This is a genomic window from Phyllobacterium zundukense, assembly GCF_002764115.1.
In the GTDB taxonomy this organism is placed as follows: Bacteria; Pseudomonadota; Alphaproteobacteria; order Rhizobiales; family Rhizobiaceae; genus Phyllobacterium; species Phyllobacterium zundukense.
The window spans coordinates 3896191-3917627 of record NZ_CP017940.1 but is presented as its reverse complement, the minus strand read 5'-3'; the positions used below and the strand labels follow the sequence as shown (position 1 = coordinate 3917627).

Below are 21437 nucleotides of genomic sequence, written 5' to 3'. Positions count from 1 at the left end.
ATTCCGGACGCAAAACCGTTACACACTTTTGCTGGAATTGCTTTAGCGGGCGCCTGTATTGCGCCAGAGCTGACGGAGCACTCATGAGAATCTTCAACGAATTCACGTTCGAAGCGGCACATCATCTGCCGCACATATTTCCTGACGGACACATCAATACGCGTCTGCACGGACACAGCTTCCGCGTACGCGTAACGCTGGAAGGAAAACCTGATAGCAGGACCGGCCTCATTTCTGATCTTGGCGCTGTGAAGAGCGCTTTCGACAGCGCGGTCGAGCAGCTCGATCACCGGTACCTCAACGAGATCAAGGGCCTGGAAACGCCGACGCTAGAGAATATTGCCATGTGGTTGTGGCGGCACTTTGCACCGGCTCTACCCGGCCTGGCTCAGGTCGGCGTTTACCGTGATACTTGCGGCGAAGGTTGCGAGTATCAGGGCGAATTCGAGATGGAAAGGACAGCAGCATGAGTCACTATGCAGAACAGGCAACCATGCTTGGCAAGGATGTGAAAATCCCGCAGCATCCGGATGAGGCCACGCTCGATGCCGTCCCCAACCCGCAGGCGGGGACACTTTTTCTTGCACGCTTTGCTTGCCCGGAATTCACCTCGCTTTGCCCTGTCACCGGCCAGCCGGATTTTGGCCATTTGGTGATCGACTATGCGCCGGACCAGAGTCTGGTTGAATCCAAATCGCTGAAGTTGTTTCTTGGCAGTTTCCGCAATCACGGCGCTTTTCACGAGGACTGCACGGTCAGCATCGGCAAGCGCATCGTCGAGGCGGTCAAGCCCTTGTGGCTACGCATTGGCGGCTACTGGTATCCGCGCGGCGGCATTCCGATCGACGTTTTCTGGCAAACCGGTCCGGTGCCGGAAGGCCTTTGGCTGCCGGACCAGGGTGTTCCGGCCTATCGCGGACGGTGAAATACGTAGTGTGGGCGGCCAATGCCGATTATCTCTCCCCTTGTGGGAGAGATAAGGGTGCTTATTTCCACTCGCGGATGTCGACGAAGTGGCCGGCAATCGCCGCAGCGGCTGCCATGGCTGGCGACACAAGATGCGTGCGGCCTTTGAAGCCCTGGCGGCCCTCGAAATTGCGGTTCGAGGTCGAGGCGCAGCGTTCACCCGGCTTCAGGCGGTCGTCATTCATGGCAAGGCACATGGAACAGCCCGGCTCGCGCCAGTCGAACCCGGCTGCCTTGAAAATCTTGTCGAGGCCTTCGGCTTCCGCCTGTTCCTTGACGAGGCCTGACCCTGGAACGATCATTGCATCGACCGTTTCGCTGACTTTGCGGCCTTCAACGACCTTGGCGACTTCGCGCAGATCCTCGATGCGGCCATTGGTGCACGAGCCGATGAAAACGCGGTCTAGCTTGATATCGGTCATCGGCGTACCGGGCTTCAGGCCCATATAGTCGAGCGCACGCCACTTGGAACTGCGCTTCGTCTCATCGGCGATGTCGTCCGGATTTGGCACGGCGCCAGTGATTGCAATCACGTCTTCCGGCGAAGAGCCCCAGGAAACGATCGGTGGCAGGTCGGCGGCGTTCAGAACGACAATCTTGTCGAAATGTGCGCCTTCGTCACTCTGCAGCGTCTTCCAGTAATCAAGCGCCATATCCCATGCTTCACCCTTGGGCGCACGGGGCTTGTCCTTGACATAGGCGAATGTCGTCTCGTCCGGTGCAATAAGACCGGCGCGCGCACCGCCTTCAATCGACATATTGCAGATGGTCATGCGGCCTTCCATCGAAAGCGCTCGAATGGCTTCGCCAGCATATTCGATGACATAGCCGGTGCCGCCTGCGGTGCCGATCTCACCGATGATGGCAAGGATGATGTCCTTGGCGGTAACGCCAGCCGGCAGGACCCCATCAACACGCACCAGCATGTTCTTGGCTTTCGACTGGATCAGTGTCTGGGTTGCGAGAACGTGCTCGACTTCCGATGTGCCGATGCCATGCGCCAGCGCACCAAAGGCACCGTGCGTGGAGGTGTGGCTGTCGCCGCAGACAATGGTCATGCCCGGCAGGGTGAAGCCCTGCTCCGGTCCGATGATGTGGACGATGCCCTGACGTATATCCTTCTCGGAGTAATACTCGACGCCGAAATCCGCAGCGTTCTTGGCAAGCGCCTCGACCTGAATGCGGCTTTCCTCATTCTTGATACCATTGACCCGGTCCGGTGAGGTCGGCACGTTGTGGTCAACCACGGCCAGTGTCTTTTCCGGGTGACGGACCTTGCGGCCGGTCACACGCAGGCCCTCGAAAGCCTGGGGGCTGGTCACTTCATGCACAAGATGGCGATCAATATAGAGGAGGCACGTGCCGTCATCCTGCTGATCGACCAGATGGTCATCCCATATCTTGTCATAGAGTGTACGTGGCGCAGTCATAGCGATATCCTCGGCACGGTTTTGTGCTTTTCGATTATTTCGTGGACATATGCACTCGAGGCTCACTTACGTCAAGAAACAAGCGAAAAAAGTAATATTCCGGCGACAATGCGCCGCTCTTTGGCCGCAGAATTGCGTGGCTCGACAACATCTGACCGCAAGACCAGTTTATCATCCACGCTCAGTCCGGCCCAGGCGCCGTTCTACCCAGCGCAGACACAGCGACAGGCTGATCGTCAGGATCAGGTAGACATAGGCGATGACGGAATAGGTCTCAAAGAAGCGGAAGGAGCCGGAGGCATAGACCTTGCCCATCTGCGTGACATCGACCACGCCAAGCACGGAGACGAGTGAGGAATCCTTCACCATCGAGATGAAGTCATTGCCATAGGGCGGCAGGATGGTGCGGATCGCCTGGGGCATGATAATGAGGCGGAACCGCGGAAAACGCTTCAGTCCCAGCGCCTTTGCAGCTTCGATCTGGCCTTGGTCCACGGCCTGGATGCCAGCGCGAAAAATCTCGGCAAGAAACGCCGCATAGGCGAGCATGAGGGCGACGATGGCGCGCCAGAGCAGCGAAAAATCCCGAACCTGCAGCGGGTCAAGAACGCCTGAAGTCTGCAGTGGCTGCGTGACGAAGTTCCACAGCGCGACAACCGCCGGGGCGCCGACAAAGGCAATGTAGAACAGCAGCACAAGCAGAGGGATACCGCGCACGATCTCTACATAGAAGCGTGCGATCTGTCTCACGGCAATATGCTCCGACAGGCTCATCACTGCCAGAAGCAAACCGAGGGTCGAGGCGAGGAAGAAGGCTAGAAGCGAGACCCAGACCGTAATCCAGATACCCTGCGATACCGTGGAGAAGACCTGTCCGTAGATGGGGCTGACAAGGATGGCAACGCCCAGCACAACGGCGATCGCTACGGCGACGAGCAACCACCATGGAAAGTCCTTCTTCTCGGACGGTCCCCTGTTCTGAGCGTTATCGGACACCTTTCAGCTTACTGGCCAAGCTTGTAGTCGAGGAACCACTTCTTGTTGAGCGCGTCGAATGTTCCGTCGGCCTTGAGCCCTGCGATGGCCGCATTGACCGGCGCAACGATATCCGAGCCCTTGGGGAAGATGAAGCCGAAATCCTCGGCGCCAAGCGGCCCGCCGATCAGCTTCAACGCACCGCCGGATGCATCGACGTAACCCTTGCCGGCCGTACTGTCGGTCAGGACAAGATCGACGTCGCCGGTCTTCAGCGCCTGGATGGTCGCGCCAAAGGTCTCGAACAGCTTGATACGCGGATTCTGCTCATTGCCATCGAGGACATTGTAGACGGCGACATAGAAATTGGTCGTGCCCGGCTGCGCACCGACAAGCGCATCCTTCAATTCGGCAAAGCTCTTGGGATCGGCGAAACGCTTCTCGTCACTGCGCACCAGCATGAACTGTTCCGAGCGCATGTAAGGTTCCGAGAAATCGACCTTCTGCTTGCGTTCGTCGTTGATGGTGATGCCGGTCATGCCGATCTGATACTGATTGTCGGATACGGCCTGGATCATCGCATCCCAGCTGGTGTTGAGATATTCGACCTTGAAGTTCAACCGCTTGGCGATCTCGTTCATCGCATCATATTCCCAACCGACAGGCTTACCGGTCTTCGGATCGACAAATTGCAGGGGTGGATAGGCGTTTTCCGTCACCACGGTAACTTGTTTGCCGCCGAGATCAGGCAAGTCGGCAGCCGATGCGGAAAATGGCGCCACGGCGAGCATAAGTCCCGCCAAAAGAACGGATCGCAAGTTCATCTCAAACCCCTGTCGCGTGTTTGCGTCGGAAACTGATTTCACCTTGTCACCGGCGCGTCAATCCCCGCAAGCATGTCTGTACCCTCGATGTGTGCAGCCGGAGAAGATTTTCGCGTCACAAATAAAAAAGGCGGCCCGAAGACCGCCTTTTCAAATTGTCAGGAACCGCGCTTATTCAGCGGCAGGCGCCTTGGCAACCGTTGCTTCTGTTACCACCTCGGCAGCGCCGGTGGTCGGAACAGCAGTCTTGTTCTTGCGGTTGTCTTTCTTCTCCACAATGCGGGCTGCCTTGCCGGTGAGGCCGCGCAGATAGTAGAGCTTCGCACGGCGAACCTTGCCGCGACGCACGATTTCTACGCCTTCAACCAGTGGTGAAATGATCGGGAATACGCGCTCGACGCCTTCACCGTAGGAAATCTTGCGAACAGTGAAGTTCTCGTTGATGCCAGCGCCGTTACGGGCGATGCAAACGCCTTCATAGGCCTGAACGCGGGTACGGGTACCTTCCGTCACGCGGACATTGACACGAACCGTGTCGCCTGGGCGGAAATCCGGAAGCGTGCGCTTTGCTTCGATTTTTGCTCTCTGCTCGAGATCGAGCTGACGAATAATCTCGACGGTCATCGTCTTCATCCTTTTCTTGTCTTCTCGAACAGTCAGAGCGCTCAACACTCGAAACGCAGCAACTTTGGCCGCATTTCTATGCCTCTGACGAGGCAGGAGCGAATTCACCATTCATTGATTAATGGATTCGGGTTTTTCCCGAGTTGGCGGGCAAATACACCATAAAAGCCGGTTTGTCACCTCCGATGGCGATTCTTTTTGCCGCCTATTTTTTTGAAGGCGCTTTATGTGCTTCCCAAAGATCAGGCCGCCGTTCCCGCGTCAACCGTTCTGCTTCCCCGCGCCGCCACTTGTCGATCGCCCCATGATTGCCGGACAGAAGCACATCCGGAATGCGGCGTCCTTCCCATTCCTGCGGTTTGGTATAGTGCGGATGCTCCAGTAGCCCGGTTTCGAAACTTTCCGTCTCGCCGGACAGGGCATTGCCCATGACACCGGGCAACAGCCGGACGATCGCATCGAGAACGACAATCGCCGCGGTTTCGCCGCCGGAGAGAATATAGTCGCCGATCGATACTTCTTCGAAATCCCGGGCTTCGATCAACCGCTCGTCAACCCCTTCGAAACGTCCACAAAGCAGGACAACGCCGGAACCGGCCGCCAACTCGCGCACCCGTGCCTGCGTAAGCGGCTTGCCACGCGGGCTCATGAACAGTTTCGGCCGCCCGTCGGCCACATGATCGACGGCGCGTGCCAGCACATCCGGCTTCATCACCATGCCGGCGCCGCCGCCAGCTGGCGTATCGTCGACCATGCGGTGCTTGTCGGTAGCGAACTCGCGGATCTGCACTGTTTGCAGCGACCACGCGCCGTCCTGCAATGCTTTACCTGCAAGCGACACGCCGAGCGGCCCCGGAAACATTTCCGGATAGAGCGTCAGCACCGTGGCGCGAAAGCTGCCCTCTTCCGTTGTCATGACTGCTTTTTCCCGTCGCCTTCGCCGCCGAGCTGGCGGCGGCGTTCCTCGTCCTCATTCTCGTCGGGGATGAGACCAGCCGCGGCAGGATCGATCACGATGTGACCGGCCTTGACGTCAACCTGCGGCACGGCGGCCAGCGTGAACGGGATCAGCATGGGACGTTTGCCGGGAACGGTGAGCTCAAGAAGATCGCCGCCGCCGAAGTCGAACATGGCCGATACCTTGCCGTGCTTTTTGCCTTCCGCATCTATGGCCTCCAGCCCAATCAGATCGGAATGGTAATATTCGTCCTCGTCGAGATCCTGGGGCAACTGCGACCGTTCGATGAACAGGGTCGTACCATTCAGCGCCTCGGCCATATTGCGGTCATTTACGCCGCGAAAGCGCACGACGACAACGGTCTTGGACGGACGAATGTCCAGCACCTCGAAAGCCCTGCCGGTCACGTCGTAAAGCGGGCCGTAGTCAGCCAGCGCCATCGGATCGCCGGTAAATGTTTTCACGCGCAATTCGCCGCGGGTTCCGTGCGCTGCACCGATCACCGCCAACTGCACCGGATCATTCAACTTTGCCATGGGATTCTTCCATTTTTACGCTTTAGCCCGAATTAGAGCAAAGCCCGGGCAAAACCAAGGACGAAACGACTCTGTAACGACTGGCATGCCATTGTCCGGGCGATAAAACCTGAGGAGCGATGCCATGGGCGTCCAGCCGCAAACCGAACAATTCCTGGTTTCCGCCAGAGCCGACCTGATCGACGCGCGCGAGAATTGGCTGAAATCGCTGAAGAATACGCGGCGCTTGGCAGCGAACACGCTGGAAGCCTATGAGCGCGACACGCGCCAGTTCTTCCAGTTCCTCACCGGCCATTTGGGCGAGCCGCCGGCGCTGAAGGACGTGGCGACGCTGCGCATTGCCGATCTTCGCTCGTTCCTGGCCCGGCGCCGCAATGATGGCGCCGGAGCTCGTACACTTGGGCGTGGACTTGCGGGCATACGCTCCTTCCTGCGCCATCTGGAAAAGCAGGGCATGGCCAATGCCGCAGCCTCGATCGCCATGCGCGCGCCGCGCCAGCCGAAATCCCTGCCGAAGCCGCTGACCATGGTCGACGCGCGCCGCGTGGTCGAAACTGGCGAACAGCTCAACGAAGAGCCATGGATCGCCGCTCGCAATGCCGCCGTGCTGACCCTGCTCTATGGATGCGGCCTGCGCATTTCCGAAGCGCTCGGTCTCGATGGCGGGGCGCTGACCGATCCGGATGCGCGTTCCATTCCCATTACCGGCAAGGGCGGGAAAACCCGCATGGTGCCCCTGCTGCCGATCGTGCATCGCGTTGTCGCTGAATATCGCAAACTCTGCCCTTATGCGCTGGAAGAGGGCAAGCCGCTGTTTCGCGGGGCGCGCGGCGGCGAATTGCATTCGGCCATCATCCAGCGTGACATGCAGAAAATGCGAGGCGCACTCGGCCTGCCGGATACGGCAACGCCGCATGCGCTGCGCCATTCCTTCGCCACGCACCTGCTCGGTCGCGGCGGTGACCTGCGCACCATCCAGGAATTGCTTGGCCACGCCAGCCTGTCGACCACGCAGGTCTATACCGGCGTCGATACGGAACGATTGATGGAAATCTACGACAAGGCGCACCCCCGCGCCTGAAGTTCACACTACAGACAATTTGCGGGAGGAGATTAACGCTTTCTGCGCAGGCATATGGATAGAAACCGGGCATGAACGACAAAGATATTTTCCCCGCGCTTGATCGCATTGCCGATGGCCTTCTCAGGCTTTGCCTGGCGCTGAGCTGGCTGCTGCTGGCTTCGTTTCTGGCTGTCGCCTTCAGCGCAACGCGCGTCCGCGCCGAGGAGATTGCCTGCGGCGGTCACGATCTGATCGCGGAGATGGCGAAAACCGACCCGGCCAAGCTCAACGCCCTGCGCAAGGAAGCGGCGGAAACTGAAAACGGCAAGGGACTGCTCTGGAAGATCGAAAAGCCTGGCGTGAAACCCTCCTTCCTGTTCGGTACCATGCATCTGACCGATCCGCGCGTGCTGAAGCTTTCCGACGCCGCGGAAGCCGCCTATCAGGGAGCCGATACGATCGTCATCGAAACGGACGAAGTACTCGACCCGAAAGCGCCAATGAAGGTCATGGCGGAGACGCCCGATCTGATGATGTTCACCGATGGCACCACACTCGACAAACTCATTCCCAAGGACAAGCTGGAGACCGTCAGATCCGCACTTTCCGAACGCGGAATCTCCCTTGCAGCGGTCAACCGCATGCAGCCATGGATGCTCACTAGCATGCTTGCCATGCCAGCCTGCGAATTCGCGCGCAAGAAGGAAGGCACGAACTTTCTTGATATCAAGCTGGCCGAGGAGGCCAGGAGCCGCGGCAAGCAGATTGCAGGCCTCGAAACCATCAAGGATCAGCTGAGTGCCATGGCCTCGCTGCCGGCACAGTTCCACATCGACGGGCTGATCGAAACCCTGACGCTGGGGCCGAAACTACCCGACGTGTTTGAAACAATGACCGTGCTCTACACGCAAGGCCAGATTGGCATGATCTTCCCGCTGATGCGCTCGGTGTCTCCCGACGGAACCGAAAGCGGCAAGAATTACGCCGAATTCGAGGAGAAAATGGTCAATGCCCGCAACCGGACCATGGCGGACCGGGCTGTTCCGATTGTCGACAGAGGCAATGCATTCATAGCGGTGGGTGCCTTGCATCTGCCGGGAGAGCAAGGTCTCGTCGCACTGCTCAAAAACAAGGGCTATACACTCACAGCTCAATGAGCCTCTGGGCAAGTATTTATCCACAAGACCCACGTATATACACGCTCGTGTGCCGAAGACATCTCCATAATTTCGGGATATTCTGGAACCTAATGGCGAAATAGCCGTTATTCGTACATCCTTGTGTAAAGGAATGTCACGGAGGACACAAAATGACCTATGATCCAAACTTGCAGCAGCGGCCCATGGAAACCGATCCGACGAATCCTAAAACCACTGTGATCAAGTCGGGCGGCGGCAGTGGCTTTCTGATTGCTGGCATCCTCATCGCTGCGCTGGTCGTCGGCGGCTATTATTACCTGAACCGCAGCGGCGCCGAGATGGATGCTCCAGCTCCGCCAGCCCCGACGAGTGAGGCGCCTGCCCCGGCAGCCCCCGCAGCACCTGATGCGATGGCCCCGGCACCGAAAGCTCCGGCTCCCGCTGAGCCTGCTCCGGCGCCGTCAACAACGCCAGCGCCCACAACACCGGCTCCGGCTCCTGCTCAGTAACGAATACTGTACGCCAGAATACAAAAAAGGCCCGGAATTCCGGGCCTTTTCCATACAATACGCTGGAAAATCACATATGGATCGGTTTGAAGAACGTGGCGAGAGCTGCTTCACGCACGGCTTCCGACATGGTCGGGTGCGCATGCGTCGTGCGCGCCAGATCTTCCGATGAGCCGCCGAATTCCATCAGTACGGTTGCCTCGTGGATCATTTCGCCAGCGCCATAACCGACAATGTGCACGCCAAGGACGCGGTCGCTTGCCTTGTCGGCGAGTATCTTGACGAAACCGTCGGTGTGCAACATGGCGCGCGCCCGGCCATTGGCCGTGAATGGGAATTTGCCGGCCTTGTATTCGATACCCGCCGCCTTCAGCTCTTCCTCGGTCTTGCCGACAGAGGCAACTTCCGGCTGGGTGTAGACCACGCTGGGGATCGCGTCGTAATTGACGTGTCCAACCTGCCCGGCGAGGATTTCGGCGACTGCAATACCCTCATCTTCAGCCTTGTGTGCCAGCATCGCCCCCTCTACGACATCGCCAATGGCGTAAATGCCGGGAACATTGGTCTGCCAATGATCATTGATGGCGACCCGGCCGCGATCGTCCACAGCAACCCCGGCTTCCTTCAGGCCAAGACCGTCCGTATAGGGCTTGCGGCCGGTGGACACGAGCACCACATCGGCGTCGATCACTTCCGCATCGCCACCCTTGACCGGCTCGAACGTGACCTTCGCGCCCTTGCCCGACTTTTCGACGCCGGTGACCTTCGCACCCATCTTGAACTCGATGCCCTGCTTTTCCAGCATGCGCTGAAACTGCCGCGACACATCGCCGTCCATGGGTCCGAGAATCTTGTCGAGGAATTCCACCACAGTTACCTTCGATCCAAGGCGGCTCCAGACGGAACCGAGTTCAAGGCCGATGACGCCACCGCCGACCACAACGAGATGTTCCGGAACCTTTGCGAATTCCAGCGCACCTGTCGAAGACACGATGATTTTCTCGTCGAAGTCGACATTCACACCAGGAATGCCCGCAACGTCGGAACCGGTTGCGATAACGATATTCTTCGTCTCGATTTCCTGGACCGAGCCGTCTTCGGCGGTTACCGAAACCTTGCCGGCGGCAACGACCTTACCAGTGCCCATGAATGAATCGATCTTGTTCTTTTTGAACAGGAAAGCGACACCGTTGACGTTCGATTCAACCGTTGCATCCTTGTGAGCGAGCATCGCCTTCAGGTTGAGCTTGGGGGTGCCAACATCGACACCGAGCGTGGCATGGGAATGGCCGGCCTCATGGAACACTTCCGAAGCATGCAGCAGTGCCTTTGAGGGGATGCAGCCGATATTGAGGCAGGTTCCGCCAAAAGTAGCGCGCTTCTCGATCACCGCGGTCTTCAAGCCGAGCTGCGCGGCCTTGATCGCGCACACATAGCCGCCCGGACCTGTTCCGATGACGACGACATCATATGCCATGATTGATTCCTTCTTTTGGGAGCTCACACGAAATTACTGTTCGGGAACACATTCTTTGAAACGGAAGACCTCCCAGGGGAAAGTCTCGATGGGTTTTTCGAGTTTGAAATTGAAGCCACTCATGGAGCTGGAAAAATCCGGCAACAACAATGCCTGCGCCGCGGGCTCCTTGGCCTTGGGCAAAAGGTCGGCGTCAGCGCCTTCCGTCAACGCATAGATGACACCTTGCCAGACCGTGCACGCCTGCAACTCTTCGCCGGTGACGTCACCGGTCGGGCATTTATACATGACAATGCCGTTGGGGCGGGCCACGCCCTCATTCCACATCACCACACCATCCAGTTTCAGATCGCTCTCGTTCATCTGGATCGTGAACTCGTTCGACGTCATCACCGGCAGATCTTCCGGAACATGTTTGAACGTCAGCGTATAGGCGTCATCCCTGTCCGTGTAGATGGCGCGGTCCTGGGTGCACGCGGCAAAAGCCGGCGTAGCAAGCAGTGAAGCAGCCGCCGCGAGAACAGCGGCAATACGTGTTGGATGGTGGCGAGCGTGGGAAGCCATCAAATATTCTAGCTCGCTTGGCTGCTTGCAAGCTTGACGCCAAGCCCGATGAATACGAGCCCGGTGACGCGGTTGAACCAGCGGCCCCAGGCGACGAAGCGGTCGCGCACGGATTGCATCGTGAAAAAGATGGATACAGCGATGAACCAGGAAATCAATGCTGTCGACATGACGACGCCGTAACCCGCCTGAATCAGGACGGGAGTCTCGTGGCTGACCAGCGCCGAGAACAGCGACAGGAAGAAGAGCACGGCTTTCGGATTCAGAGCATTGGTGACGAAGCCCATGAGAAAGCAGCGCAGTGCAGAGAGCTGCCTGGCAGGTTCGCTTTCAGCCATTTCAGATGGCGCCTCCGGTGCCGACGACAGCAACGCCTTGATGCCGAGATAGAACAGATAGGCGGCACCGGCCCATTTGAGCATGCCGAAAAGATAGAGAGACTTCGACACGATAAGCCCGAGGCCGAGGACCGTGTAGCTGATATGGAACAGCAGCGATGCGCCGATGCCGAAGCTGGTGATAATGGCGCTGCGCCGCCCATGCACAATGCTCTGCCGGACGACAAGCGCAAAATCGGCACCCGGCGACACGATCGTGATCGAGAATACCGCCATGAGGCCGAGAAGCTCGTAGAGATAATGCGACATAATCATGCTCCACCAAGCGGCGCGTTGAACGCCCAGACATGGCCAAACGGGTCCTTCACGCGGCCATAGCGCGCATTCCAGAACGTGTCTTCGACGGGCATGATGAGCGTTGCACCAGCCTTGACAGCGCGGTCGACGGCCTGGTCGACATCCGCGGCTTTCGGCAGGTTGATGCTGATCGCGACGCTCGCACCGCCACGGCTTGCTGGCGAAAGGACATCGCCCCCATATTCCGGAAACTCGTCATGCATCATTATGGTGCCGCCAAACAGCGATAAATTGGCGTGCATGACGCGCTTTCCATCCTCGGTCATTTGCTTGAAGGTGTTTTTGGCACCGAAGGCTTTTTCGTAGAAAGTGATCGCTTCAAGGCCGCCCTTGACGCAGATGTGTGGCTCGACAGGCGGATAATTCGGTACATCAGCCATTTTGCTTTGCCTTTCATCCTATGCCGCGGATTCGAGAAACCGCGCCCGGCCAACAAGATTAAGCGAATTCATTCCGATGCACCACCGGGGCCACACAATAGCGGCCCCGTTTGGTCGAAGGACCCGTATCAGAGATCGAGAACGAGACGTTCCGGATCCTCGAGGCTTTCCTTTACACGCACGAGGAAGGTTACTGCTTCCTTGCCATCAACAATACGGTGATCGTAGCTCAGCGCCAGGTACATCATCGGGCGGATGACAATCTGCCCGCCAACGACGACCGGACGATCCTGGATCTTGTGCATGCCAAGAATGCCGGACTGCGGTGCGTTGAGGATCGGCGACGACATGAGCGAACCGTAGACACCGCCATTGGAGATGGTGAAGGTACCGCCCTGCATGTCAGCCATGGACAGGGCGCCATCGCGTGCTGCCTTGCCGAGACGGCCGATTTCCTTTTCGATCTCGGCGATCGACATCTGGTCCGCATTGCGTACGACCGGAACGACGAGGCCCTTGTCCGTGCCGACTGCAACGCCGACATGGGCAAAGTTCTTGTAGATGATGTCCGTGCCATCGATCTCTGCGTTGACTGCCGGAATTTCCTTCAATGCATGGGTGACGGCCTTGGTGAAGAAGCCCATGAAACCAAGCTTGACGCCGTGCTTCTTCTCGAAGATCTCCTTGTAGCGATTGCGCAGGTCCATGACCGCCGACATATCCACCTCATTATAGGTGGTCAGCATGGCGGCCGTGCTCTGCGCATCCTTCAGGCGCTTGGCAATGGTCTGGCGCAGGCGGGTCATCTTCACCCGCTCTTCGCGCGAAGCATCGTCAGCAGGCGATGCAGGGCGGGCAACAGCTTTCGGCGCTTCCGCTGCAGGCTGGGCGGGGATGCCCTTGGCAACGGCATCGAGCACGTCACCCTTGAGAACCTGGCCACGCTTGCCGGAGCCGTCGACCTGGGATACCGAAACGCCTTTTTCAGCCAGAAGCTTGGAGGCTGCCGGAGAAGCCGGCATTTCGCTTGGCTTGCGCTCGGCGATTGCCGGTTCACCGGCGACTTCAGCGGTCTTGGTCGCTGCTTCCGCAGTCGATGTTGCAGCGGCGGCACCCGATGCCTGCGCAACGGCTTGCGGCTTTGCCTCTTCCTTCTTGGCAGGGGCGGCGGCTGCGCCATCCCCCGAGCCAATCATGCCGAGCAAAGCGCCAACTTCAACCGTGTCGCCTTCCTTGGCCGTGATTTCAGCGAGCGATCCGGCAGCGGCTGCCGGGACCTCGATCGTCACCTTGTCGGTCTCGAGCTCGACGAGGGGTTCATCAACGGCAATAGCCTCGCCGACCTTCTTGAACCATTTGCCAATGGTCGCTTCGGAAACGGATTCGCCCAGCGTTGGGACGCGGATTTCGGTTGCCATGTTCTCGCTCTTCCGTTGATTTTCTTTGTTAATTAAGAACCCAAAGCATCTTCAAGCAATGCTTCGAGCTGTGCAAGGTGTTTGGACATCAAGCCAGTTGCAGTCGATGCAGCAGCAGGACGTCCGGTATAACGAACGCGCTGATGCTTGGCATCGATATGCGCCAGAACCCATTCCAGATAGGGATCGATAAAGGCCCAGGCACCCATGTTCTTGGGTTCTTCCTGACACCAGACCATTTCCGCATTGCGGAAGCGGGAAAGCTCGGTGATCAGGGCCTTTGCAGGGAATGGATAAAGCTGCTCGACGCGCAGGAGATAGACGTCGTCAATCCCGCGCTTTTCGCGCTCTTCGTAAAGATCGTAATAGACCTTGCCGGAGCACAGGACTACGCGGCGGATCTTTGAGTCCTTCTGCAGCTTGATCGGCTGATCCTTGAGCAGCTGCGCGTCGTCCCACAGCAGGCGATGGAAGGACGAATCCCCGGTGAAGTCGCCGATCGACGAGACCGCCCGCTTGTGACGCAGCAGCGACTTCGGCGTCATCAGGATCAGCGGCTTGCGGAAGTCGCGCTTCATCTGACGGCGCAGGATATGGAAGTAATTCGCAGGCGTCGTGCAGTTTGCAACCTGCATATTGTCTTCCGCACAGAGCTGGAGATAGCGTTCGAGGCGGGCCGACGAATGTTCCGGCCCCTGCCCCTCATAGCCATGTGGCAACAGGCAGACGAGACCCGACATGCGCAGCCATTTGCGCTCGCCCGACGAGATGAACTGGTCGAAGATGACCTGTGCACCATTGGCGAAGTCGCCGAACTGCGCTTCCCACAGAGTCAGGGCACGTGGATCCGACAGCGAATAGCCATATTCGAAGCCGAGAACCGCTTCTTCCGAAAGCATCGAATTGATGACTTCGTAGAGCGCCTGACCCTTCTGCAGATTATTGAGCGGGATGTAGCGCTGTTCGGTGTCCTGATCGTAGAGCACCGAATGCCGCTGGCTGAATGTACCACGCTCGACATCCTGACCCGACAGGCGTACCGGATGGCCTTCCGTCACCAGCGAACCGAACGCCAGAGCCTCCGCTGTTGCCCAGTCGAAGCCTTCTCCAGTTTCGATCATCTTGGCGCGGTTGTCCTGGAAGCGCTGGATCGTCCGGTGCACGTTGAGACCGGCCGGGACTTCGGCAAGCTTCTTGCCGATTTCCTTGAGCGTCTTCACCGGCAGCCCAGTCTTGCCGCGGCGCTGCTCATCGGCATTATCTGCCGTACGCAGGCCACTCCAGGCACCGTCGAGCCAGTCGGCCTTGTTTGGCTTGTACGCCTGGCCAGCCTCGAACTCCTGCTCGAGATTTTCGCGCCATGCGGCACGCATCTTCTCGAGATCGGCCTCGGTAATCAGGCCCTCCTCGATCAGCTTCGCCGAATAGAGCTGAACCGTCGTCTTCTGGCTGCGGATCGTCTTGTACATGATCGGCTGCGTGAACGCCGGCTCGTCGCCTTCGTTATGGCCGAAGCGGCGATAGCAGAACATGTCGATGACAACCGGCTTGTGGAACGTCATACGATATTCGGTGGCGATCTTCGCCACATAGACCACAGCTTCCGGATCGTCGCCATTGACGTGGAAGATCGGCGCTTCGATCATCTTCGCAACATCGGAAGGATATGGCGAGGAGCGCGAGAAACGCGGATTGGTGGTAAAGCCGATCTGGTTGTTGATGATAAAATGCACCGTACCGGCAACGCGATGCCCGCGCAGGCCGGAAAGGCCGAGGCACTCGGCAACCACGCCCTGGCCGGCGAAGGCTGCGTCGCCATGCAGAAGCAGCGGCATGACCTTCGAACGCTCGGACAGCGGCACGATTTCGTCACGGTCGCGGCCGCAGAGCAGGTCCTGCTTGGCGCGTGCCTTGCCCATGACTACCGGATTGACGATTTCGAGGTGCGAGGGGTTGGCCGTCAGCGAGAGATGGACCTTGTTGCCATCGAACTCGCGGTCCGACGAGGCTCCTAGATGGTACTTCACGTCGCCGGAACCTTCGACATCGTCCGGCGTGTAGGAACCACCCTTGAATTCATGGAAAATGGCACGGTGCGGCTTGCGCATGAACTGGCTGAGCACGTTGAGGCGGCCACGATGCGCCATGCCGAGGACGATTTCCTTCAGGCCCATGGACCCGCCACGCTTGACGATCTGTTCCAGCGCCGGAATGAGCGACTCGCCGCCATCCAGGCCGAAGCGCTTGGTACCCTTGTACTTGACGTCGATGAATTGCTCGAAACCTTCGGCCTCAATCAGCTTCGACAGGATCGCCCTCTTGCCTTCAGCGGTGAAGGCGACGCCCTTGTCCGGGCCTTCGATGCGTTCCTGGATCCAGGCCTTTTCCACCGGATCGGAAATATGCATGAATTCGACACCAATGGTCGAGCAATAGGTGCGCTTAAGGATCTCGAGCATCTGTGGGATCGTCGCATATTCGAGACCCAGCACATTATCGATGAAAATCTTGCGGTCGAAATCGGCCGCCGTGAAACCATAGCTCTCAGGCGACAGCTCGTTGTAGTCTTCCTTGACTTCGGCAAGGCCAAGCGGGTCGAGCTTGGCATGCAAATGGCCGCGCATGCGATAGGCGCGGATCATCATGATTGCGCGCACGGAATCGCGGGCCGCATGAATGATGTCCGAGTCGGATGCCGGCGTCAGAGGTGCGGCAACTCCATTGGTTGCCGCAGAACCATTCGCGCCCTTGGCCTTCAGCTTGTCGGTGATGTGCTTTTCGACTTCGCCCCAGTTGCCGTCGAGCGCCGATACGAGTTCGCCATTGCCGGCGATCGGCCAGTTCGGCTTTTCCCAGGATGCGCCCTTGGCGTTCTTGAGAACATCGTCCTTGGTATCGTTGAGGTTGGCGAAGAATTCCTGCCATTCGGTACCAACCGATGCCGGATCCTTCTCATATTGCGCGTGCAGTTCCTCGATATAGTGGGCATTGCCACCATAAAGAAACGAGGTGAGCGCGAAAATGTCGTTGGCCTGTTCTTGACGTGCCATATTCGTGACCGGAGCCCGTGCTCCGTCTCCCTTTGTAAGAGTGCACCGGTTCATCTTAAACCAGTATCACTCTGGGTTGAGGCCCACATGGCCCCGTGGATCGATCGGGGCGAGCATTCGCCCCGATTCATTCGTGCTTCTTGCCGGCCTCAGCCCTTGAGGACTTCAACCAATGTCTTGCCAAGCTGCGCAGGCGATGGCGAAACGCGGATGCCCGCGGCTTCCATGGCGGCAATCTTGTCTTCCGCGCCGCCCTTGCCACCGGAGATAACCGCTCCGGCATGGCCCATCGTGCGTCCGGGAGGAGCCGTGCGTCCAGCGATGAAACCGGCCATCGGCTTCTTGCGGCCACGCTTTGCTTCGTCGGCAATGAACTGCGCTGCATCTTCTTCGGCCGAGCCACCGATTTCACCGATCATGATGATTGATTTCGTCGCTTCGTCGGCAAGGAACATTTCCAGGACATCGATGAATTCCGTGCCCTTCACAGGATCGCCGCCGATACCGACAGCAGTCGTCTGGCCAAGGCCTTCATTCGTCGTTTGAAATACTGCCTCATAGGTAAGTGTCCCGGAGCGGGATACAACACCCACGGAACCCTTCTTGAAGATGTTTCCCGGCATGATGCCGATCTTGCATTCTTCCGGCGTCAGGACGCCCGGGCAATTCGGACCGATCAGGCGGGATGCGGAACGGTCGAGACGGGCCTTGACCCGCACCATGTCCATGACGGGAATGCCTTCGGTGATGCAGATGATCAGCGGAATTTCCGCCTCGATCGCTTCGATGATGGCTTCTGCAGCCCCTGCCGGCGGCACATAGATCACCGAGGCGTTGGCGCCGGTGCGATCCTTGCCTTCGGCAACGGAGCTGAAAATCGGCAGCTGGGCGCTCGAACCGGTGGGCAGATTACCCTCCCAGGTCTCGCCGCCCTTTTTCGGGTGAATGCCGCCGACCATCTTGGTGCCGTAGTAGGCCAGAGCCTGTTCGGTATGAAAAGTACCGGTCTTGCCGGTCAGGCCCTGGACGAGAACCTTGGTGTCCTTGTTGACGAGAATAGACATGCCTTAGTTTCCCTTCACGGCCTTGACGATCTTCTGCGCTGCATCATCGAGATCATCCGCGGAAACGACATTGAGGCCGCTTTCGTTGATGATCTTCTTGCCGAGCTCGGCATTGGTGCCTTCGAGACGAACGACCAGCGGAACCTTGAGGCCAACTTCCTTGACCGCAGCGATAACGCCTTCGGCAATGACATCGCACTTCATGATGCCGCCGAAAATATTGATCAGGATGCCTTCGACCGCCGGATCGGCCGTGATGATCTTGAACGCCGCCGTGACCTTCTCCTTGCTGGCGCCGCCGCCAACATCAAGGAAGTTTGCCGGCTCCGCGCCATAGAGCTTGATGATATCCATCGTTGCCATGGCAAGACCGGCACCATTGACCATGCAGCCAATATTGCCGTCGAGGGCGACATAGGCGAGGTCATATTTCGATGCCTCGATTTCCTTGTCGTCTTCCTCCGTGGTGTCACGCAGTTCGACCACATCTGGATGACGGAACAGGGCGTTGCCATCGAACGAAACCTTGGCGTCGAGAACGCGCAGACGGCCATCTTTCATGACGATCAGCGGGTTGACTTCAAGCAGGCTCATATCCTTCTCGGTGAAGGCCTTGTAGAGGATCGGGAACAGCGCTTCGCCGTCGGTCCGCGCTTCGCCGGTGAGGCCATAGGCGTCATTGATCTTCCCCGCGTCTTCCGCGGTCACGCCCTTTTCCGGATCGATCGCCACGGTGATGATCTTTTCCGGCGTATCATGGGCAACCGCTTCAATGTCCATGCCGCCTTCCGTGGAAACCACGAAAGCCGGACGGCCCACCGAACGGTCAACGAGGATCGAGAGATAAAGCTCGCGCTCGATGTCGGCACCGTCTTCGATATAGAGACGGTTGACCTGCTTGCCAGCCGGACCGGTCTGCTTGGTCACGAGCGTGTTGCCGAGCATTTCCCTGGCGTTGGCAACAACTTCCTCGACCGACCTGGACAGGCGTACGCCGCCTTTCGCATCCGGACCGAGTTCCTTGAACTTGCCCTTGCCGCGGCCGCCTGCATGAATCTGGCTCTTCACCACATAAAGCGGACCGGGCAGCGTCTTCGCCCACTCTTCCGCCTGTTCGACGGAGTAGACGGCAACGCCATTGGCGATCGGCGCACCAAACGTGTGCAGCAGGCGTTTTGCCTGATATTCGTGAATATTCATACGTTATTTTCCTCTACGAATAATCCGGCGCCTGAGCGCGAGATCGTTTCAGAATGGTTTGAGGCCAAATTACTTGAGGTTCGGCGCAATGGCGATGCAGGCTTCGCAAAGGCCAGCAACGGAAGCGACGGAATTCTCGAAGGCTTTCTCTTCGGTTTTGTTGAGATCGATTTCGATGATGCGTTCGACGCCGCCTGCACCGATCACGACCGGGACGCCGACATACATGTCCTTGACACCATACTGACCCGACAGATGCGCAGCGACTGGCAGAACGCGCTTCTTGTCCTTCAGGAAGGCCTCGGCCATCTGGACGGCGGATGATGCAGGTGCGTAGAAAGCAGAGCCGGTCTTGAGCAAACCAACGATTTCGGCGCCGCCATCACGGGTGCGCTGGATGATCTGGTCGAGCTTTTCCTGGCTGGTCCAGCCCATCTTGACCAGATCCGGCAGCGGGATTCCGGCAACAGTCGAATAGCGTGCGAGCGGAACCATGGAATCGCCGTGACCACCGAGCACGAAAGCCGTCACGTCTTCGACCGAAACTTTGAACTCATCGGCGAGGAAATAGCGGAACCGGGCGCTGTCAAGAATGCCGGCCATGCCGACAACCATGTTCTTCGGCAGGCCGGAGAATTTCTGCAGCGCCCAGACCATTGCATCGAGCGGGTTGGTGATGCAGATGACGAAAGCGCCAGGAGCATATTTCTTGATGCCGGCGCCGACCTGTTCCATGACCTTGAGGTTGATACCGAGGAGATCGTCACGGCTCATGCCCGGCTTGCGTGGAACACCGGCGGTGACGATGACGACGTCCGCACCTTCGATGGCCGAATAATCATTGGCGCCGACGAGCTTCGCGTCGAAATCGTCAACAGGCGATGACTGGGCGATGTCCAGTCCCTTGCCCTGCGGTATGCCGTCTGCGATGTCGAAAAGCACGATGTCGCCGAGCTCCTTGAGCCCGATCAAATGTGCTAGCGTTCCACCGATCATGCCTGAACCGATGAGGGCGATTTTGTTACGTGCCATGCTGGTTGCTTCCCTGATCTGAAGTCTTGACGGACGCCAAAGAACATATTTCTATAGTCGGGCCGCCAGTCGGCAAACCTGTCACCACATGCCTTTGCGTTGGGACGTTCGAATATTCCTCTTTGAAAAATAACTCAACCGAAAATTTTCACCTCAATAAATTCAATCGGTTAGATTTAATGGGATTTACGTAAACGTCAATTATTCACGGCTTGACCCATGCTAGAGTCTATTATTTCTAACATATGCAACATATCAAATTGATGAAAGTAATGGCTTGCCTGAAGCAAGTCAGACCCCCGCGGATCGCGCCTCCACGACGGCCTCAAGCTTGCCGGCTGCAGCCAGATATTCCTCGCTCTGCATTTCGAAGAGGCGTGACGCCGTCCGGTCAAATTCGAACGCTTCGGTTCCGGACTTCGCTACATATAGCTTGTCCGGTGAAGCCGCCGCCGAAATCACCACATGCACATTATGATCGTAAAGAATGTCGATCAGCGTGATGAACCGCTTGGCCTCGTTCCGCCTTGGGTGATCCAGAACCGGCACGGCGTCAATGAAAATGGTCCGGTAGTGCTGGATGATCGCCGTGTAGTCCGCTGCACCGAGAGGTTTGGAGCAAAGGTCGGCGAAAGTAAACCGAGCAGCAGCCGTATGCGGTGCCGCCAGAGGGATGACAACGGTGTGGCCTTTGACCTTCAGGCTATTCGGAGCCACGGTGGCTCCAGCTGTTGCCGCATGCCAGGCTTCGTCCATCAGCCGGCTTGTGTCTTCGTCCAAAGGCGAAAGATAAACCGGCAAACGGTTTAACTTCTCGAGGCGGTAATCCGTGCGGGCATCGAGATTGACAACATCCACATGGGCTTTCAGAAGTTCGACGAATGGCAGAAAAAGCTGGCGATTCAGCCCGTCTCGATAAAGATTATCTGGCTCGACATTGGATGTGGCGACAAGCACCACGCCGCGCTCGAAAAGCGCCCGGAACAACCGCGACAGGATCATCGCATCGGCAATGTCGGTGACCGTGAATTCATCGAAAGACAGGACCCAGGCCTGTTCCGCCAGGGCGTCAGCCACAGGCGGAATGGGATCATCTTGCTTGGTATCCCCATTCTTCAAGGCCTGGCGGTGCGCATTGATACGTTCGTGCACGTCGGCCATGAAATCGATAAAATGCGCGCGGCGCTTGCGTTTGGCCGGTACCAGCTGGTGGAACATGTCCATCAGCATTGTCTTGCCGCGCCCGACGTCGCCATGGATGTAAAGGCCCTTGATGATCTCACGCCGCGGTGCACGGCGGCTGAACAGCCAGCCGAGTGCGCTGGATTTGGTGGCGAGCCGCGTTGTCGCGAGCTCGCGGATCAGGAGATCAAAGCGGTCAGCCAGATGCTGCTGTGCCGGGTCTGCATCAATATCCCCCGCCAGCACAAGCGCATCATAGCGCTCGCGCACGGAGGGAAACACTTTCAGATTATCGTGCGACATGCGAAATGCAGTCTCCGGGCGCGCTCAGACGGGTCTGTGGTACGCTGC

The 21437-nt window shown here is 58.2% G+C and carries 21 protein-coding genes; 5 read left to right on the top strand and 16 right to left on the bottom strand.

The features are described from left to right. Positions 1-83: 83 nt before the first annotated feature. The gene (locus BLM14_RS19575; RefSeq protein ID WP_100000909.1) at positions 84-470 is read left to right on the top strand and encodes a 6-pyruvoyl trahydropterin synthase family protein; all 387 of its coding nucleotides are present in this window, start codon (positions 84-86) and stop codon (positions 468-470) included. A gap of 23 nt (positions 471-493) precedes the next feature. Next, a complete protein-coding gene (gene queF, locus BLM14_RS19570) occupies positions 494-925 on the top strand; it encodes a preQ(1) synthase (protein WP_418314246.1) in 432 nt (143 codons plus the stop codon). Positions 926-986: 61 nt separating this feature from the next. Here queF and leuC read toward each other — a convergent pair whose 3' ends face one another. From leuC to rimM, 6 genes are all read right to left on the bottom strand, one after another. Beyond that, positions 987-2396: a 3-isopropylmalate dehydratase large subunit gene (gene leuC, locus BLM14_RS19565; protein ID WP_100000907.1), complete on the bottom strand. Its 1410-nt coding sequence runs from the start codon at positions 2394-2396 to the stop codon at positions 987-989. Between the two features lie 171 nt (positions 2397-2567). Continuing rightward, positions 2568-3392: an amino acid ABC transporter permease gene (locus BLM14_RS19560; RefSeq protein ID WP_100000906.1), complete on the bottom strand. Its 825-nt coding sequence runs from the start codon at positions 3390-3392 to the stop codon at positions 2568-2570. Positions 3393-3400: 8 nt separating this feature from the next. Beyond that, the gene (locus BLM14_RS19555; RefSeq protein WP_100000905.1) at positions 3401-4195 is read right to left on the bottom strand and encodes a basic amino acid ABC transporter substrate-binding protein; all 795 of its coding nucleotides are present in this window, start codon (positions 4193-4195) and stop codon (positions 3401-3403) included. Positions 4196-4366: 171 nt separating this feature from the next. Beyond that, a complete protein-coding gene (rplS, locus tag BLM14_RS19550) occupies positions 4367-4819 on the bottom strand; it encodes a 50S ribosomal protein L19 (protein ID WP_100001542.1) in 453 nt (150 codons plus the stop codon). A gap of 205 nt (positions 4820-5024) precedes the next feature. After that, positions 5025-5735: a tRNA (guanosine(37)-N1)-methyltransferase TrmD gene (trmD, locus tag BLM14_RS19545; protein WP_100000904.1), complete on the bottom strand. Its 711-nt coding sequence runs from the start codon at positions 5733-5735 to the stop codon at positions 5025-5027. Beyond that, positions 5732-6313 (bottom strand): ribosome maturation factor RimM, encoded by a 582-nt coding sequence (rimM, locus tag BLM14_RS19540; protein ID WP_100000903.1) that lies wholly within the window; start codon positions 6311-6313, stop codon positions 5732-5734. Before rimM ends, trmD begins: the two co-directional genes overlap by 4 nt. Positions 6314-6437: 124 nt before the next feature. On the opposite strand from rimM, the gene BLM14_RS19535 reads away from it, so the two are divergent. From BLM14_RS19535 to BLM14_RS19525, 3 genes are all read left to right on the top strand, one after another. Further along, positions 6438-7394 (top strand): tyrosine recombinase XerC, encoded by a 957-nt coding sequence (locus BLM14_RS19535; protein WP_100000902.1) that lies wholly within the window; start codon positions 6438-6440, stop codon positions 7392-7394. Positions 7395-7465: 71 nt separating this feature from the next. Continuing rightward, complete coding sequence (locus tag BLM14_RS19530) at positions 7466-8533, top strand: TraB/GumN family protein (protein WP_100000901.1); 1068 nt, start codon at positions 7466-7468, stop codon at positions 8531-8533. A gap of 152 nt (positions 8534-8685) precedes the next feature. Next, complete coding sequence (locus BLM14_RS19525; protein WP_204251974.1) at positions 8686-9024, top strand: hypothetical protein; 339 nt, start codon at positions 8686-8688, stop codon at positions 9022-9024. Between the two features lie 70 nt (positions 9025-9094). Here the strand turns inward: BLM14_RS19525 and lpdA are convergent, their stop codons facing one another. The 10 genes from lpdA to zapE form a co-directional block, all read right to left on the bottom strand. Further along, positions 9095-10501 (bottom strand): dihydrolipoyl dehydrogenase, encoded by a 1407-nt coding sequence (gene lpdA / locus BLM14_RS19520; protein ID WP_100000900.1) that lies wholly within the window; start codon positions 10499-10501, stop codon positions 9095-9097. 33 nt (positions 10502-10534) lie between these two features. Further along, on the bottom strand, positions 10535-11065 hold the full coding sequence (locus tag BLM14_RS19515) for a hypothetical protein (RefSeq protein ID WP_100000899.1): 531 nt from the start codon (positions 11063-11065) through the stop codon (positions 10535-10537). Positions 11066-11073: 8 nt separating this feature from the next. Beyond that, positions 11074-11712 carry a LysE family translocator gene (locus BLM14_RS19510; protein ID WP_100000898.1) on the bottom strand — a complete coding sequence of 213 codons (639 nt, stop codon included), beginning with the start codon at positions 11710-11712 and terminating at the stop codon, positions 11074-11076. A gap of 2 nt (positions 11713-11714) precedes the next feature. Continuing rightward, positions 11715-12140 carry a VOC family protein gene (locus BLM14_RS19505; RefSeq protein ID WP_100000897.1) on the bottom strand — a complete coding sequence of 142 codons (426 nt, stop codon included), beginning with the start codon at positions 12138-12140 and terminating at the stop codon, positions 11715-11717. A gap of 128 nt (positions 12141-12268) precedes the next feature. Continuing rightward, positions 12269-13558, bottom strand: a complete 1290-nt coding sequence (gene odhB, locus BLM14_RS19500; RefSeq protein WP_100000896.1) for a 2-oxoglutarate dehydrogenase complex dihydrolipoyllysine-residue succinyltransferase — start codon at positions 13556-13558, stop codon at positions 12269-12271. A gap of 32 nt (positions 13559-13590) precedes the next feature. Beyond that, positions 13591-16608 carry a 2-oxoglutarate dehydrogenase E1 component gene (locus BLM14_RS19495; protein ID WP_100000895.1) on the bottom strand — a complete coding sequence of 1006 codons (3018 nt, stop codon included), beginning with the start codon at positions 16606-16608 and terminating at the stop codon, positions 13591-13593. A gap of 149 nt (positions 16609-16757) precedes the next feature. Beyond that, a complete protein-coding gene (gene sucD / locus BLM14_RS19490; RefSeq protein ID WP_100000894.1) occupies positions 16758-17672 on the bottom strand; it encodes a succinate--CoA ligase subunit alpha in 915 nt (304 codons plus the stop codon). 3 nt (positions 17673-17675) lie between these two features. Further along, positions 17676-18872 carry an ADP-forming succinate--CoA ligase subunit beta gene (gene sucC / locus BLM14_RS19485; protein ID WP_100000893.1) on the bottom strand — a complete coding sequence of 399 codons (1197 nt, stop codon included), beginning with the start codon at positions 18870-18872 and terminating at the stop codon, positions 17676-17678. Between the two features lie 69 nt (positions 18873-18941). Next, positions 18942-19904 carry a malate dehydrogenase gene (gene mdh, locus BLM14_RS19480; RefSeq protein WP_100000892.1) on the bottom strand — a complete coding sequence of 321 codons (963 nt, stop codon included), beginning with the start codon at positions 19902-19904 and terminating at the stop codon, positions 18942-18944. Positions 19905-20195: 291 nt separating this feature from the next. Continuing rightward, a complete protein-coding gene (gene zapE, locus BLM14_RS19475; protein WP_100000891.1) occupies positions 20196-21389 on the bottom strand; it encodes a cell division protein ZapE in 1194 nt (397 codons plus the stop codon). Positions 21390-21437 lie beyond the last annotated feature (48 nt).